At 73.4% G+C, this 14,585-nt stretch carries 12 protein-coding genes; 3 read left to right on the plus strand and 9 right to left on the minus strand.

What is annotated here, in order from left to right:
* Position 1 precedes the first annotated feature (1 nt).
* The 8 genes from KRH_RS07295 to dinB all read right to left on the minus strand — a co-directional run bounded on the left by KRH_RS07295 (position 2) and on the right by dinB (position 9,592).
* Positions 2–1,480 carry a UDP-N-acetylmuramoyl-tripeptide--D-alanyl-D-alanine ligase gene (locus KRH_RS07295; protein WP_012398554.1) on the minus strand — a complete coding sequence of 493 codons (1,479 nt, stop codon included), beginning with the start codon at positions 1,478–1,480 and terminating at the stop codon, positions 2–4.
* Positions 1,477–3,117: a UDP-N-acetylmuramoyl-L-alanyl-D-glutamate--2,6-diaminopimelate ligase gene (locus tag KRH_RS07300; RefSeq protein ID WP_012398555.1), complete on the minus strand. Its 1,641-nt coding sequence runs from the start codon at positions 3,115–3,117 to the stop codon at positions 1,477–1,479. Before KRH_RS07300 ends, KRH_RS07295 begins: the two co-directional genes overlap by 4 nt.
* Positions 3,118–3,238: 121 nt before the next feature.
* Positions 3,239–5,092, minus strand: a complete 1,854-nt coding sequence (locus KRH_RS07305) for a peptidoglycan D,D-transpeptidase FtsI family protein (protein ID WP_012398556.1) — start codon at positions 5,090–5,092, stop codon at positions 3,239–3,241.
* 85 nt (positions 5,093–5,177) lie between these two features.
* On the minus strand, positions 5,178–5,789 hold the full coding sequence (locus KRH_RS07310) for a hypothetical protein (protein ID WP_012398557.1): 612 nt from the start codon (positions 5,787–5,789) through the stop codon (positions 5,178–5,180).
* Entirely contained in the window at positions 5,786–6,769 is a 984-nt protein-coding gene (rsmH, locus tag KRH_RS07315) for a 16S rRNA (cytosine(1402)-N(4))-methyltransferase RsmH (RefSeq protein WP_012398558.1), read from the minus strand. The genes KRH_RS07310 and rsmH overlap by 4 nt, the downstream gene beginning before the upstream one ends.
* Before the next feature lie 446 nt (positions 6,770–7,215).
* Positions 7,216–7,647 carry a division/cell wall cluster transcriptional repressor MraZ gene (mraZ, locus tag KRH_RS07320; protein WP_012398559.1) on the minus strand — a complete coding sequence of 144 codons (432 nt, stop codon included), beginning with the start codon at positions 7,645–7,647 and terminating at the stop codon, positions 7,216–7,218.
* A gap of 260 nt (positions 7,648–7,907) precedes the next feature.
* Complete coding sequence (locus KRH_RS07325; RefSeq protein ID WP_012398560.1) at positions 7,908–8,303, minus strand: DUF3040 domain-containing protein; 396 nt, start codon at positions 8,301–8,303, stop codon at positions 7,908–7,910.
* Between the two features lie 50 nt (positions 8,304–8,353).
* The gene (gene dinB, locus KRH_RS07330; RefSeq protein ID WP_012398561.1) at positions 8,354–9,592 is read right to left on the minus strand and encodes a DNA polymerase IV; all 1,239 of its coding nucleotides are present in this window, start codon (positions 9,590–9,592) and stop codon (positions 8,354–8,356) included.
* Between the two features lie 230 nt (positions 9,593–9,822).
* Here dinB and KRH_RS07335 point away from each other — a divergent pair, with 230 nt between their 5' ends.
* Complete coding sequence (locus KRH_RS07335) at positions 9,823–10,935, plus strand: polyprenyl synthetase family protein (RefSeq protein ID WP_012398562.1); 1,113 nt, start codon at positions 9,823–9,825, stop codon at positions 10,933–10,935.
* A 120-nt stretch (positions 10,936–11,055) separates the two neighbouring features.
* On the opposite strand, the gene KRH_RS07340 is transcribed toward KRH_RS07335, so the two are convergent.
* On the minus strand, positions 11,056–11,448 hold the full coding sequence (locus KRH_RS07340) for an Rv2175c family DNA-binding protein (protein WP_012398563.1): 393 nt from the start codon (positions 11,446–11,448) through the stop codon (positions 11,056–11,058).
* A 147-nt stretch (positions 11,449–11,595) separates the two neighbouring features.
* Here KRH_RS07340 and KRH_RS07345 point away from each other — a divergent pair, with 147 nt between their 5' ends.
* Positions 11,596–12,717: a LysM peptidoglycan-binding domain-containing protein gene (locus KRH_RS07345; RefSeq protein WP_012398564.1), complete on the plus strand. Its 1,122-nt coding sequence runs from the start codon at positions 11,596–11,598 to the stop codon at positions 12,715–12,717.
* Positions 12,718–12,721: 4 nt separating this feature from the next.
* Positions 12,722–14,578: a Stk1 family PASTA domain-containing Ser/Thr kinase gene (gene pknB / locus KRH_RS07350; RefSeq protein ID WP_012398565.1), complete on the plus strand. Its 1,857-nt coding sequence runs from the start codon at positions 12,722–12,724 to the stop codon at positions 14,576–14,578.
* Positions 14,579–14,585 lie beyond the last annotated feature (7 nt).

Genomic DNA, 14,585 nt, shown 5'->3' on the forward strand with positions numbered 1-14,585 from the left:
CTCAGCCCTTCCTGTCGTTCGAGTCGGCGCCGTCGCGGGCGATGCGGTCGCCCAGGTGATTGAGACCGGCGGCGTTGGAGGATTTCAGCAGCACGATGTCCCCGGGGCGCAGCACCGCGCGCAGGTGCTCCTCGGCGGCTTCGGCGTCCGGGACCCAGAGGGCCTCCTCGCCCCAGGAGCCCTCCAGGGTGGCCGCGGTGTACACCGGGCGGGCGAGGTCGCCCACGGCCACAACGTGGGAGATGTTCAGCCGCACCAGCAGCTGGCCGAGGTCCGCGTGGGCGGAGATCGTCTCGTCGCCCAGCTCGTGCATCCCCCCGATCACGGCGATGGTGCGCCGGGGCGGGTGCTCGGCGTCCCCGCGGCCCAGCTGGGCGAGGGTCTGCAGGGCGGCCTTCATGGACTGGGGGTTGGCGTTGTAGGCGTCGTTGACCACGGTGACGCCGTCCGAGCGCTCGGTGCGCTCCATGCGCCACCGTGAGCGGGCGCCGGTGCCCTCGAGCCCCGCGGCGATCCGCTCCGGCGCCACGCCCGCAGCCCACGCCACGGAGGCCGCGGCCAGCAGGTTGGTCACGTGGTGCACGCCGATCAGCCGCGAGTGCACGGGGAACGCGGAGCCGTCCGGGAAGTGCAGGGTGAAGGACGGGCAGCCGTCCGCCCCGGTGGTGACGTCCTCGGCCCACACCCGTGGGTCCTCGTGGCCGGGGTCGTGGGGTCGGCCACCCTGCCCGAAGGAGACGACGCGCGCCGTGGTGCGCTCGCGCATGGGACGCACACGGGCGTCGTCGTCGTTGAGCACCGCGGTGCCCTCCGGCGCGAGGCACTCGACCATCTCGCCCTTGGCGCGCGCGATGTTCTCCACGCCGCCGAACTCGCCCGCGTGGGCCGATCCGACGCACAGCACCGCGCCCACGTCCGGGCGCACCATCTCGCACAGGTAGCGGATGTTGCCGATGTGCGTGGCGCCCATCTCGACGACGAAGAACTCGGTGTCCTGCTCCGCGGTGAACACGGTGAGCGGCACGCCCACCTCGCCGTTGTACGAGTTGCGCGGGGCCACCGTGGGCCCCTCGGCGGCGAAGATCCCGTGCAGCAGGTCCTTGGTGGTGGTCTTGCCCACCGAGCCAGTCACGGCCACCACGGTCACGGGGTGCGCCGCGCGCAGCCGCTGCAGCACGTGGCTCGCGAGCGCGCCCATGGCCTGCACCACGTCCGCCACCACCACGCTCGGGTAGGGAGCGCCGGTGTCGTCGAGGACCTCGCGCTCGGTGAGGTTCAGCACGGCACCGGCGGCCGCGGCCTGCGGGACGAACGCGTGGCCGTCGGTGGTCTCCCCGGGCTTGGCGACGAACAGGGTGCCCGCCGTGACCTCCCGGGAGTCCGTGGTGACCGAGGTGGCGCTCACGCCGTCCGGGTCCGCGACGCTCACGAGTCGGCCGGAGACGGCCCGCGCGAGCTCTGCGGCGGTGATGGGGATCATTTGCTCTCCTCCGTGTGGGCGTGCAGCTGCGCCAGGGCTTCGCGCAGCTCCACTCGATCGTCCAGGGGCACGTCCACCCCGGCCACGTCCTGCACGGTCTCGTGGCCGCGCCCGGCCACGATGACCGAGTCCTCGGCCCGCGCCATCCGCACCGCGGTGCGGATGGCCGTGGCCCGCGGGGCGATGACCAGCACGTCCGTGGCGCGCGCACCGGCGGCCACCGCCTCGCGGGCCCCCGCCGCCACCTGCTCGCGGATGGGTGCGGGGTCCTCGGCGTGGGGGTCGTCGTCGGTGACGATCACGACGTCCGCCTCCTCGGCGGCCACCCGGCCCATCACGGGCCGCTTGCCGGTGTCCCGCTGACCCGTGGCGCCGAAGACCACGATCACCCGGCCGTCCTCGGGGTCCACCGAGCGCAGCGCGCGCACCAGGGCGTCGGGGTTGTGGGCGAAGTCCACCAGCGAGGTGGGGCGGGTGCCCACGAGCTCCATGCGACCGGGCACGCTCGCGGTGAGGGGGTCGTGCTCGTCCAGGGCCCGCTGCAGGGTCTCGAGCTCCACCCCGGAGTCCAGCACCATGAGCACGGCCAGGGCCGCGTTGGCCACGTTGAAGTCCCCGGGCAGCCCGGTGTGCACGCGCAGCTCCCGGCCGTCCCGGTGGCGCAGCACGAACGCGCTGCCGATCCCCCGGCGCGTGAGCGAGCGCAGGGTCCACTGGGCGGCGTCCTGCCCGCGCTCGGCGTCCTCGCTGCCCCGCAGGGCCACCGTGGTCACGTTCGCGTCCCCGAGCTCCTCCCGGGCCCGCCGCGCCATGGCACCGCTCCACGGGTCCTCGTCGGAGAGCACCACCACCGCGCGGCTCGTGCGCTGCCGCGTGAACAGCTGCGCCTTGGCCTCGAAGTACTCCTCCATGGACCCGTGCAGGTCCAGGTGGTCCTGCGTGAGGTTGGTGAACCCGGCCACGCCGTAGTGCACGCCGTCCACCCGGTGGAACTCGAGCGCGTGGGAGGAGACCTCCATGGCCGTGGCGGTGATCCCCCGTTCCCGCATGAGCGCGAGTAGCGAGTGCACGTGGGGTGCCTCGGGCGTGGTCAGCCGCGAGGGGATCGGGGTGTCCCCCGCGAGGATCTCGATGGTCCCGATCAGCCCGGTGGTGTGCCCGAGCGCCCGCAGGATCGCGGTGGTGAAGTACGTGGTGGTGGTCTTGCCGTTGGTCCCCGTGACGGCGAACAGCTCCTGGCCGGCCTCCTCCCCCGGGTGCGAGTCGTAGACGGCGGCGGCCACCGGGCCCACCCAGGAGCGGGGCTGCTCGCTGACCAGCACCGGCAGCGACACACCGGCCTCGTCGAGCAGCCGCTCCCCGGCCGGATCGGTGAGCACGGCCACGGCACCGGCCGCGGCGGCGTCGGCCGCGAAGCGCGCACCGTGGACCTGCGCGCCCGGCAGCGCCGCGTAGAGGTCCCCGGGTTGCACCTCGCGCGAGTTCAGGACCACGCCGGTGACGGCGCCCACCAGCCCCGACGACGCCGCCCGCACCCGGGCGCCCGTCAGGCGCGCGAGCTCCTCCACCGTGTGCGGGACGGGACGCGACGGACGCATGCTCTGCGCGTCGGCTCCCTCTGGGCCAGATGCCACCATAGAAATCCTCTTCGAACCTGTCTGCGGACGAACCCCGTCCACCCGGGCCGGTGAGCCACCGGTCGTTGCTGCTGCCTGGCGCCGTGCGGCACCGCGGGCACCGTGCGTCTGCACCGGAAGTTTATCCCTGGGACTCGTCCCGGCCCGGCGGGGGCCAGGTCTGGTCCAGGGCGTTGGTCGGCGTCACGTCCTTCTTGAGGTTCTCCGGGACCTGCATGGGCAGCTTGGGGCCCTGGGTCGTGGAGGGCGCCACGTTGTAGTGGTGCAGCACCTGGGACATGATCGTGGAGAACGTGGAGGTCACGCCCACCGTGTGCACGTCGCCCTTGGGCCGCTGCATGGTCACGGCCACGAGGTACTGCGGGTCCTCCATGGGAGCGACACCCACGAAGGACGTGGTGTAGCCGTCGTAGCCGCCCTTCTCGCTCGGCGCCTCCGCGGTGCCCGTCTTGCCGCCCACGCGGTAGCCCGGCACCGCCGCCTCCTTGGCGCCGCCCTGCGTGACCACGTTCTCCATCACGTCCAGGGTCTGCTGCGCAGCGGACTCGGAGATCACCTGTCGGGGCTCGGGCGCCTGCGGGGTGCTCACGGTGCCGTCCGCGGCCGTGGTGCTCTCCACGATGCGCGGCTCGATCTGACGCCCCTTGTTCGCGACCGCCTGGAAGATCGACGCCGTGCGCAGCGGCGTCTGGGACACGCCCTGGCCGAACAGCACCGTGTACTCCTGACGCGCATCCCACTGGTCCGCGGGCGTGAGGATCCCCGTGGACTCACCGGGCAGCTCGATGCCCGTGGACGAGCCCACTCCGAAGCCCTCGAGGTTGTCGTGACGCGCCTGCTTGTCCATCTTCGAGCCCATGATCACCGTGCCCGTGTTCATCGAGTCCGCGATGATCCCGGCCACGGTGCGGTTCTGCGCCCCGTGGTCGAACGCGTCCGTGATCTTCTCCGAACCGATCTGCAGGTACGGCGGCACGGTGATCTGCGTCTCGGGGCTCACCAGCCCCCGGTCCAGGGCCCCGGCGGCCGTGGCGATCTTCTCCGTGGACCCGGGCTCGACCGCCTGCGTCACGGCCCGCGAGGAGAGGTCCTCCGCCTTGGCCTTGCCCGGCACGTTCGGATCCACCGAGGAGGTGTCCGCGAGCGCGAGCACCTTGCCGGTCTTCACGTCCAGCACCACCGCCGTGCCCCACTCGGCCTTGAGCTGCTTGGCGCGCTCGCGCACCGCCTGCTCCGCGAAGAACTGGACGTCGCTGTCCAGGGAGAGCTTCACGTCCGAGCCGTTCTGGGCGGCCTTCTGCTCCTGGGGCGCCACGGGGATGCGCACGCCGTCCCCGGAGATCTCGAAGCGGCGCTCGCCGTCCGTGCCGCGCAGCGAGGCGTCCTGCGTCTGCTCGATCCCCCCCAGGGCCTCGCTGTCCCCGCCCAGGAACCCGACCACGGAACCGCCCAGGGAACCGTCCGGGTAGCTGCGCTGGAACGTGGGCTGGCCGTAGATGTACGGCAGGTTCAGCTCGCGCAGGGCGTTGTACTGCTCCGGGGTGACACCGCGCGCCACGTAGTTGAAGGTCTTGTCCCCGTCCAGGGCCTTCTTGACGTCGGTGTCCTTCATGCCTAGCGCGTCGGCGATCTTGTACACCGCCTGGGTGGGGGTCACGGTCTGGGTGGAGCCGTCCTTCTGGGGCACCGCGACCTCCGTGACCGCGGACTGGTCCACCGTGATGTCATAGCGCTGCAGGGTCCGGGCGAGCACCGTGCCGCGCGTGTCGGTGATCTCACCGCGCACCGCCGGGATCGGCTCCACCAGGGTGCGCTGCGCCGCCGCGGCGTCCGCGCGCCCCGCGGGGTCCAGGCCCTGCACCCAGAACAGCCGTCCCATGACCAGCAGCAGCAGCACCAGCAGGACGGCGATCCCCACCTGCATGCGCGTGTAGGGCCGGAGCAGGCGGTTCCTGCGCGCGGGTGATGCTGGCACGATGTTCCTCGATTCCTGGGTGTCGGCGTGGGGCGGCCACCTCCGGTGGGTGCTGGATCCGGTCCGGACGCCCGGACCGAGGGGGTCAGTGACCGGGGGCGCGCTGCGAGGGCGCGGGGATCGAGCCGCCGTTGAGGTCCCGGGCCTCGTCCGCCTTGCGCTGCGCTTCCCGCTCGGCGGTCTTCTTCTCCGCCTCCTCCTTGGCGCGCTTCTCGGCGCGCTCCTCGGCGGCGGCGCGGTTCTTCTGCGCGGCGTCGGAGCCCTTCATCTCGGCCGGGGGCACGAGGATGTTCTGCGGATCCGACTTCTGGGCGGCGTTCTCGGGAGGGGTCACCGCGCCGGTGGCGAGGTCCACGCTGCCGACGTCCTTGGCGGGCACCATGCCGAGGTCGTTGGCGCGGGCCGCGAGGTTCTGCGGGGCGGAGTCGGCCTCGATGTCCTGGGTGAGCGCCTCGTTCTCCTGGGACAGAGCGCGCTCCTGGCCCGTGAGCTCCGTGAGCTCGTACTGGCCCTGCGTGATCTGGATGTTGAGCAGCAGGATCCCCACGAGCGCTGCCGCCAGGGCGAGGGTGCACATCACCACGGTGGAGACCCTGCTCCGGCGCGCCGCGCGGCGCGGGACCACGGACAGGGGCCGGCGCGGCGCGCCGTCGCCGGGCTCCGCGGCCGGCGACCCGGTGCTCGCCGCACTGCTCATCGCGCGCTCCCTGGTGTCGTGGTCTCCCGCAGCCGCTCGACGGCCCGCAGCCGGGCGGAGGCGGCCCGGGGGTTCTCGAGGGTCTCCTGCTCGTCCGCCCGCTCGGCACCCCTGGTGAGGACCTTCAGCACCGGCTGGTGCTCGGGCAGCTCCACGGGAAAGCCCCGGGGCGCGGTGGAACGGGCGCCACGGGCGAACTCCTGCTTGACGATTCTGTCCTCCAGGGAGTGGTAGGACATGGCGATGACACGCCCCCCGACCCTGACAGTTTCCACCGCCGCGGGGATCGCGCGCTCCAGCACGTCGAGCTCCTCGTTGACCTCGATCCGCAGCGCCTGGAAGGTCTGCTTGGCGGGGTGGCCCTTCTTGTGCTGCGCGGCCGCCGGGACCGCCGAGCGCACAGCATCCACGAGCTGGGCCGTGGTGCGCAGCGGGGCGTCCGCCCGGGCCGCAACGATCGCGCGCGCGATGCGCGGCGCGAAACGGTCCTCGCCCCACCGGAAGATGATGTCCCGCAGCCGCGCCTCCGAGTACTCGTTGACCACGGTGTATGCGGAGAGCTCGGCGCGGGAGTCCATCCGCATGTCCAGCGGCGCGTCGAACGAGTAGGCGAAGCCGCGCTCGCGCTCGTCGAGCTGCAGGGAGGAGACACCGAGGTCGAAGAGGACACCGTCCACGCGCTCGACGCCCGCCGCAGCCGCGGCATCGGCGATGTGGTCGTAGGTGGTGTGAATGCTCGCGAAACGGGAGCCGAAGCGCTGCAGCCGCCGCCCGGCGAGCTCGAGTGCCTGGGGGTCCCGGTCGATGCCCACCACGCGCAGGTGCGGGAAGCGCTCGAGCATCGCGTGCGTGTGCCCGCCCATGCCCAGGGTCGCGTCCAGCACCACGGGGGCTTCGGTGTCCAGGGCCGGGGCGAGGAGGTCGAGGCAGCGGTCCAGCAGCACGGGAACGTGCCGCTGCTCGGCGGGCGCCTCTTCCATGCCGGGCTCCTGAGTCTGTCGCGGGTCGTGCAAGCGGGGGGTGGGCGGACCGTTGGTCGAACGGTGCCCGGTGCGGGTCCGGGTCGGGCCGCGCTGGTCTGGACTGGTCTGAACTGGACTGTGCTGGACTGGTCGGTGCTGGATTGCGATGGTCTGGTCTGTACCGGTGTGGGTGGGCCTGGGCCGGTGTGGGTGGGCCTGGGCCGGTACCACGTGGGCGGGGGCGCGAGCTGGTGCGCAGCCGACGCGCCGCCGGTGGTGCGTCCCATTCCGCCGCGGTGCGGGCCCGGATCGCGCTCCCATCCTACGGTGCCCCGGTCACCAGATCCCCATCCGCCACTCGCCCCTCGAATCCGGCCTGGCTCGGGGGAAGTCGAGTCAGGACGGTGACGTGGGCGGCTGGAGATCTCATGGCCGGGAGCACCGACGGTCCGTGCTGCGGGGCCCTAGAAGAGCCCGGGGATGACCTCCTCCTCGGTCTCGGAGAAAGCCGCTTCCTTCTCCTGCAGGTACTGCTGCCAGGCGGCCGCGTCCCAGATCTCGGCGCGGCTGCCCGCCCCGATCACTGCCAGTTCCCGGTCCAGGCCCGCGTACGAGCGCAGGGATGCCGGGATGGTGATGCGGCCCTGCTTGTCCGGAACCTCGTCCGAGGCACCGGAGAGAAAGACGCGGATGTAGTCCCGGGCCTGCTTGGAGGACAGCGGCGCCGAGCGCATCTGCTCGTGCACCCTGGCGAACTCTTCCGCGCTGAACACGTACAGGCAACGTTCCTGCCCGCGGGTCAGCACGAGTCCCTCTGCCAGTTCAGCCCTGAACTTCGCCGGAAGGATCAGTCTCGCCTTGTCGTCCAGACGCGGCTCGTATGTTCCGAGAAACATCGCCACCGCCTCCGCCTCAGGCCAGCCCGACCCTCGTCTCTCTACCGCCCTCCACTTTACTCCACTGCGCTCCCCGGTCAACGCATCCGCGCCCTCGGCGGCCCGCGCCGCTCCCCCGTCCGGGCCCGCGGAACAGTCCGAACACGGCACTGGTCTGCGGCGCCGTCGGTGCCGTGCCGGATCCGGACATGAAAGAACTCCCCGGCGACACGTCGGGGAGTTCAGTGCTGGAGGGGCCGTGGCGGCCCTGGGTGGGGCGGTCAGAGCCCGCCCTGGTTGCGCCTGTCCCACTTGTCCTCGAGCCCCTGGAGGAAAGTTGAGGACTTCTTCTTGGGGGCCGGACCCGACCCACCGGCGGTGGGGGCCGAGGGGCCGGTGGCTCCGCGTGCGGTCCTGCTGCGAATGGTGGCCACGTACGTGCCGCCGGCCATGACCACGAATCCCAGGACGCCCACGACGATCAGCTGGGTGGAGACACCCGCGAGCAGGACACCCAGGCCCACCACGGCCAGGACCACGCCGAGCACCACGTTGCGCATGGACCCCCGACCCTGGACGGTCTCGGTGTGCATACTGGATGCGAAGCGGGGGTCGTCTTCGTGCAGCTGCTTCTCGAGCTGGGCGAGAAGCTGCTGTTCGTGCTCGGAGAGAGGCACGATTCCTCCTGAGGGTTGAGAGAGCGAGGCGGTGGCCGTGGGACCGTCCCTCACGTACCGTCCAGAATATCCCGTGCCGGGCGGTTTGGCACCGTGGGATCCACGAGTTTCGCCGGGCGCACGGTCCCCGGCCCGAAGCGGTGGTGCACCCGGTCCATGGCCTCCTCGGCGGCACCCCACTCGGCGTCCCGCCCGTCGAGGCTCAGCTGCAGGGCGTGGTCGGCGCCCACGAGCTTCTCCGCACGGATCCCCACGAGGCGCACAGCCTGCGGGCGCCGGCCGAGCGCGTCGAGCAGTCCCGCGGCCTCGGTGTAGAGGTCGTGCGCGGACGTCACGGGGTGCCCGAGCGTCCGTGAACGCGAGATGGTGGTGAAGTCCGCGTACCGCAGCTTCAGCCCCACGCGCCCGGCCCGCAGCCCGTGGCGGCGCAACCGGGCCGCGGTCTCGTGGCACAGCCCCAGCAGCACACGCTTGAGCTCGGCGGTCTCGGAAAGGTCCGTCTGGAAGGTTCGCTCCGCCCCCAGGCTCTTCTCCTCGCGCGTGGGCGTCACGGGGCGGGGGTCGTGGCCCAGCGCGAGCTGCTGCAGGTGGGAGCCCGAGGCCACCCCCACGAGGGCGTGCAGCCGGGGCAGCGGTGTCCCGGCGATGTCCCCCACCGTGGCGAGCCCCGCGGCGCGCAGGGTCTCCGAGGTGCGCCTGCCCACGCCCCACAGCCGGTCCACGGGCAGCCGGGCGAGGAAGGCCCGTGTGTGCTCCGGGGCCACCACCAGCAGCCCGTCCGGCTTGCAGTGGGCCGAGGCGATCTTGGCCACGGTCTTGTTCTCGGCGACCCCCACGGAGGCCGTGAGCCCGGTGCGCTGCTGGATGGTGCGGCGCAGTCCGCGGGCGATCTCCACGGGAGGGCCGCAGCGCCGGATGGCACCGGAGACGTCCACGAAGGCCTCGTCCACGCTGAGCTGCTCCACCCGGTCCGTGACCGAGCGGAAGATGTCCATGACGATGCGCGAGTAGTGCGCGTACGCCTCACGGTGCGGCTCGAGCAGCACGGCGGAGGGGCACCTCGCGCGTGCCTGGGACACGGGCATGGCGGAGTGCACCCCGAACCGGCGTGCCTCGTAGGACGCCGAGAGCACCACCGAGCGCGGCCCGGAGCCCGCCACGATCACGGGCCGGCCGCGGTGCTGGGGGGCGTCCAGCAGCTCGACCCCCACGTAGAACATGTCCATGTCCACGTGCAGGATCGCGCAGCGCCGGTACTCGCTCAGCTGCTGCGGGCTCGGACCGCCCATCCCGTGACTCCTCTCCGTGCGCGCCGCCGTGTTCTCCCGCGGCGGCGAGCGCGACGACCCCGCCACGGGGCCGACGACACCTCCCACCCTAGGGGCGGGCTCAGACATCCTGGACGGCTCCCGCGCAGTGGTGCCGCTAGGCTGGTCGGGCCGGTCCGCGGCTCCGCCCGGACGGCACCCGCCGTGACCGTGAGGCCACGGACGCCCCTCCCAGCAAAGGTGCCCCGGACATGACCCCCTCGGACCAGCCCTCCGCCACCGCGTCAGCGCAGGACACGCAGTTCCGCGAGGACCTCGACGCCCGGATCCGCGGGTTCTTCGCGGTCGAGCGGGAGCATGTCACCGCCATCTCCCCGGATGCCACGCGGCTGGTCGACGCCGTCGGGCAGCTCACGGAGGGCGGCAAGCGGCTGCGCGCGCGGCTGTGCCACTGGGGGTGGCGCGCGGCGGGCGGGGAGGCGGGGTCCGACGTCGTCGTGGCCGCGGCGGCGTCCCTGGAACTGTTCCAGACAGCGGCCCTGATCCACGACGACATCCTGGACCGCTCCGACACGCGCCGCGGCAGGCCCAGCGTGCACCGCGTCTTCGAGGCCCTCCACCGCGAGTCGGGCTGGGCGGCGGATCCCGCGCACTTCGGCGTCAGCGCCGCGGTGCTCACGGGTGACATGAGCCTGTCCTTCGCGGAGCAGCTGTTCGCCGACGCCGCCGCGAGGGTCGCGCCGCAGGCGGGGGCCCGCGCGCGCGAGATCTTCTCGACCATGCGCACCGAGGTGATGGCGGGACAGTACCTGGACATCCACGCCGAGGTGGCTCCGCCGGCCGCGGAACCCGCGCGGCAGCTCGAGCGCGCCATGACCGTGCTGCGCTACAAGTCCGCGAAGTACTCGGTGGAGCACCCGGTGGCCATCGGAGCGGCCCTCGCGGGTGCGGACGAGGCGTTCCTGCGGGCGTGCGCCGCGTTCACCCTGCCCCTCGGCGAGGCGTTCCAGCTGCGCGACGACGTCCTGGGAGTCTTCGGGGACCCCGAGACCACGGGCAAGCCCGCCGGGGACGACGTTCGGGAGGGCAAGCGCACCGCCCTCGTGGCGCTGTGCGAGGAGCGGGCCACCCCCTCGCAGCGCGCGTGGCTCGAGTCTGTGCTCGGCAGGGCGGACCTCGCCGGCACCGACGTCGCCCGCGTGCGCGAGCTGATGCACTCCACCGGCGCCCACGAGCGCTCCGAGCAGCTGATCGCGCAGCTCGTGCGGGACGCAGACGCCGGTCTTGCGGCGCTGCCCACCGGCCCCGTGCCGCGGGCGGGTCTGCAGGCGCTCGCGGACGCGGCGGTCAGACGGGCGCGCTGACGGTCCACCTGCGGAAGGGACCACCCGGCTCCCCCACCGCGACGAGCGCAGCGGGGCACTCGGCAACGGCGCGCCCGTGAGACCGCGCGCCGGTGGGACGGGGCGCTCAGCCGCGCCGGGTCACCAGCCGAGGGCCTGGGCGCGGCGTCGCACCTCGGTCTTCTGGCCGCGCCGCAGGGCGTCGATCGGGCGCCCGGGCAGGGACTCGTCCTCGGTGAACAGCCAGCGGATGGCCTGGGCGTCCGTGAACGCGGCGTCCCGCAGCACGGCCACCGTGCCCTTGAGGGAGTCCACGGGGTGGGCGCCGTCCATGAACTCGGCGGGCACCACCCGCACCCGGTCCTCGGGGCGGCGCACCTCCAGCAGGGAGCCGTCGTCCATGAGCCGGTGCACCCGGGTGATCTGGATGTCCATGGCCTCTGCGATGTCCGGCAGGTGGGTCCACTCGCCCACCAGGGCGTCGAGCTCGGCGAATTCCTGCGGCGTGAGATCGGTTGCGTAGTTCACGGGCACTACTCTGCCACGGCGCGGCGGCCCCCGCAGAACGGCCGGGACACCTGCCGCGGGGTGCCCGTCGGGTAGCCTGGGGGCACCGTGCGGCGCCTCCGCGGCGCCATGGATCGTCCCCCTTCCCCCTCATCAGAGACAGGTGTCACGAACATGCCGGTTGAGCCGCCCCAGGACCGTTCCCCCCGCGCCGCGTGGTCCCGCCGTGCCGCTCAGGGCTCCGCGGCCGCGCTCGCGGCGCTCACCGCTCTCGGCACGGTCGACGCCGCCCAGGCCGCACCCGAGGCACCCCAGACCGTTCACGTGGCCGAGCAGCAGCGGCCGGACCACGTCACCGTGGCCGCGGGCGACTCGCTGTGGTCCCTGGCCACGTCGCACGGCGTGGGCGTCAAGGAGCTCATGGCCGTCAACCGGCTCCCGGCCCACGGCATGATCCGCCCCGGCCAGCGGCTCGTGCTTCCAGGGACCTCCGCGGCGCGTCAGGCGCAGCCCACGGCCCCCCGCACCTCCCCCGGCGCCGCCACGGACGACGCCGCCGGTGCGCCGGCCGCACCCCGCTCCGGGACCGCGGCCCGTCACCACTCCGTGCGCGCCGGGGACACCCTGTGGGACCTCTCGCAGCGCTGGGGGGTCAGCGTGGCGGACCTCATGGCGGCCAGCTCGCTCTCCGCGGGCGAGGCGCTGCGGCCCGGGCGCGTCCTCACCGTTCCCGGCGGCGCCGAGCGGCAGGCGCCCGCGGCGTCGTCCGGGACGAGCACCCCGCGGAAGGCGCCCGCCGCGCGCAGTGCCGTGGGTGGCACGTTCGCAGGACGCAGCTACCCCGCCGAGGTGGTGGCCTCGGCCAACGCGCACCACGCCGCCCTGCGGCAGCGCCAGGTGCCGCCGCCCGCGCAGATCCGCGAGATGGTGGCCGCCACCGCCCGTGAGATGGGAGTGGACCCGGCGCTTGCGCTCGCCCACGCCGCGCAGGAGTCGGGGTTCCGCCACGAGGTCGTGTCCCCCGCGGACGCCGTGGGCACCATGCAGGTGGTCCCCTCCGCGGGGCAGTGGGCATCCGGGATGGTCGGCCGTGACCTGGACCTGCTGGACCCGCAGGACAACATCACGGCCGGGGTGGCGATCATCCGGGAGCTGCAGCACCGGGCGCCGTCCAAGCCCGTGGGCATCGGCGCCTACTACCAGGGTCTGCACGGCGTGACCACGTACGGTATGTATTCCGACACCAAGGCATACGTCAAGGCCGTGAGCTCACAGGAACGGAAATTTGCCCAGTAGCAGCATGAACGACCACCGCGTAGGGACCCTGCTCGAGAACCGCTACCTGGTGCTCCGCAGGATCGCCCGCGGGGGCACGGCCGCCGTCTACGAGGGCCTCGACCAGCGCTTGGACCGGCCGGTGGCGCTGAAGATCATGCACCCGCACTTCGCGGACGACCCCCGTTTCGTGGCGCGCGCCGAGCGCGAGGCCAAGGCCGCCGCCCGCCTGCACCACCCGGACGTGGTGGCCGTGCTGGACCAGGGCCGCACCGACGACGGCGTCCTGTACCTCGTGCTGGAGTTCGTGGACGGGCCCACCCTGCGCGAGGTGATCACCCGCGAGGCCCCTATGGACGCCCACCGCACCCTGGACCTGCTCGTGCCCGTGCTGCGCGGACTCGCCAGGGCCCACCGGCTCGGCATGGTGCACCGGGACGTCAAGCCCGAGAACGTGCTGCTCGCCGAGGACGGCCACGTGAAGGTCGCGGACTTCGGCCTGGCGCGCGCGGTGGACGACCACACGGCGAGCACCACCGTGCTCGGCACGGTGGGCTACGCGTCCCCCGAGCTCGTGGGCGACGGTCCCGTGGACCAGCGCAGCGACGTCTACGCCGTGGGGATCATGGCCTACGAGATGCTCACCGGGTCCCGCCCCTACACGGGCACCGCGCTGCAGGTGGCCAACGCCCACGTGAGCCGGGACGTCCCCGCCCCCAGCGGCGTCGCGCACGGGGTGCCGCCCGCCCTGGACGAGTTCGTGCTGCGGGCCACCGCGCGCGACGCCTTCCACCGTCCCGCCGACGCCGCCGCCCTGCTGGACCTGGCCCTCGCCATCCGACGCACCCTGCCCGAGCGCTTCGACCCGCCGTCCCTGCGGGAGGCCGCGACCGACGTCCTCCCCGGGGCCCAGGGCGCACTCGGCACGGACGACCGGCGGAGCTCCGTGGGGGACGCGCCCACCGAGGCCATGAGTCAGGGCGCCGGGTCCGCGGCCGGGCCGGACGAGGCACCCACCGAGGCGATCGGCCGCACCGGCGGCGAGGACCGCACCGAGGCGTTCCCCGCCCGGGACCACGGCGGAGCGGCACCCCACCGGCCCATCCTGCCCGCGTACGACCCCGATGCGACCGGCACCGTGGCCACCACCCAGGTGGGGTCCACGGCCCACCGCGCCCCGGACGAGCCGAGGGTGCGGCTCAACCCGCAGCCGCGCCCGCTGCCCGTGGCGGTGGCTGCTGTGGTCTTCGCCCTGCTGCTGGGCGTGGCCGCGTTCCTGGGCTGGTGGCTCGGCTCCGCTCCCGGCACGGCGTCCGCGACCGTTCCGGACGTCGTCGGTCAGGAGACCGCCGCCGCGGAGCGCGCCCTGCACGCCGCAGGAATCTCGAACGTGGGGGTCCGTTCCACCACCAGCAGGGACGCAGCGGCCGGCACGGTGCTCGACACGGACCCCGCCCCGGCCGCGACCGTGCGCGGCATCGAGCAGGTGAACCTGGTGGTCTCCTCCGGTCCCGCCCGCGTGGACGTCCCCCCGGTCACGGGCTCCGCGGAGGAGCAGGCGCGGGGCGCCGTGAGTGCCGCGGGACTCGAGACCGGGGAGGTCACCCGGGAGTACTCGCAGCAGCCCGAGGGAACCGTGCTGTCCCAGGAACCGGCCGCCGGCGCGAGCGTGGAGGAGGGCACCCGCGTGGGGCTCACCGTGGCCACCAGCACGCCCCAGGGCCCGCCGCCCAGCGTGGTGGGCCAGGACACCGCCTCGGCGCGCTCCACCCTGGAGGACCTCGGCTACACCGTGCGGATCGACTCCCCCGTGGGCTCGCACCTGGACCGCGTGGTGCGCCAGCGCGAGGACGGCACCACCGTGGTCCTCACCGTGCTCTGAGCGCACG

Origin of the sequence: Kocuria rhizophila DC2201 (genome assembly GCF_000010285.1) — a bacterium.
GTDB lineage: Bacteria > Actinomycetota > Actinomycetes > Actinomycetales > Micrococcaceae > Kocuria > Kocuria rhizophila_A.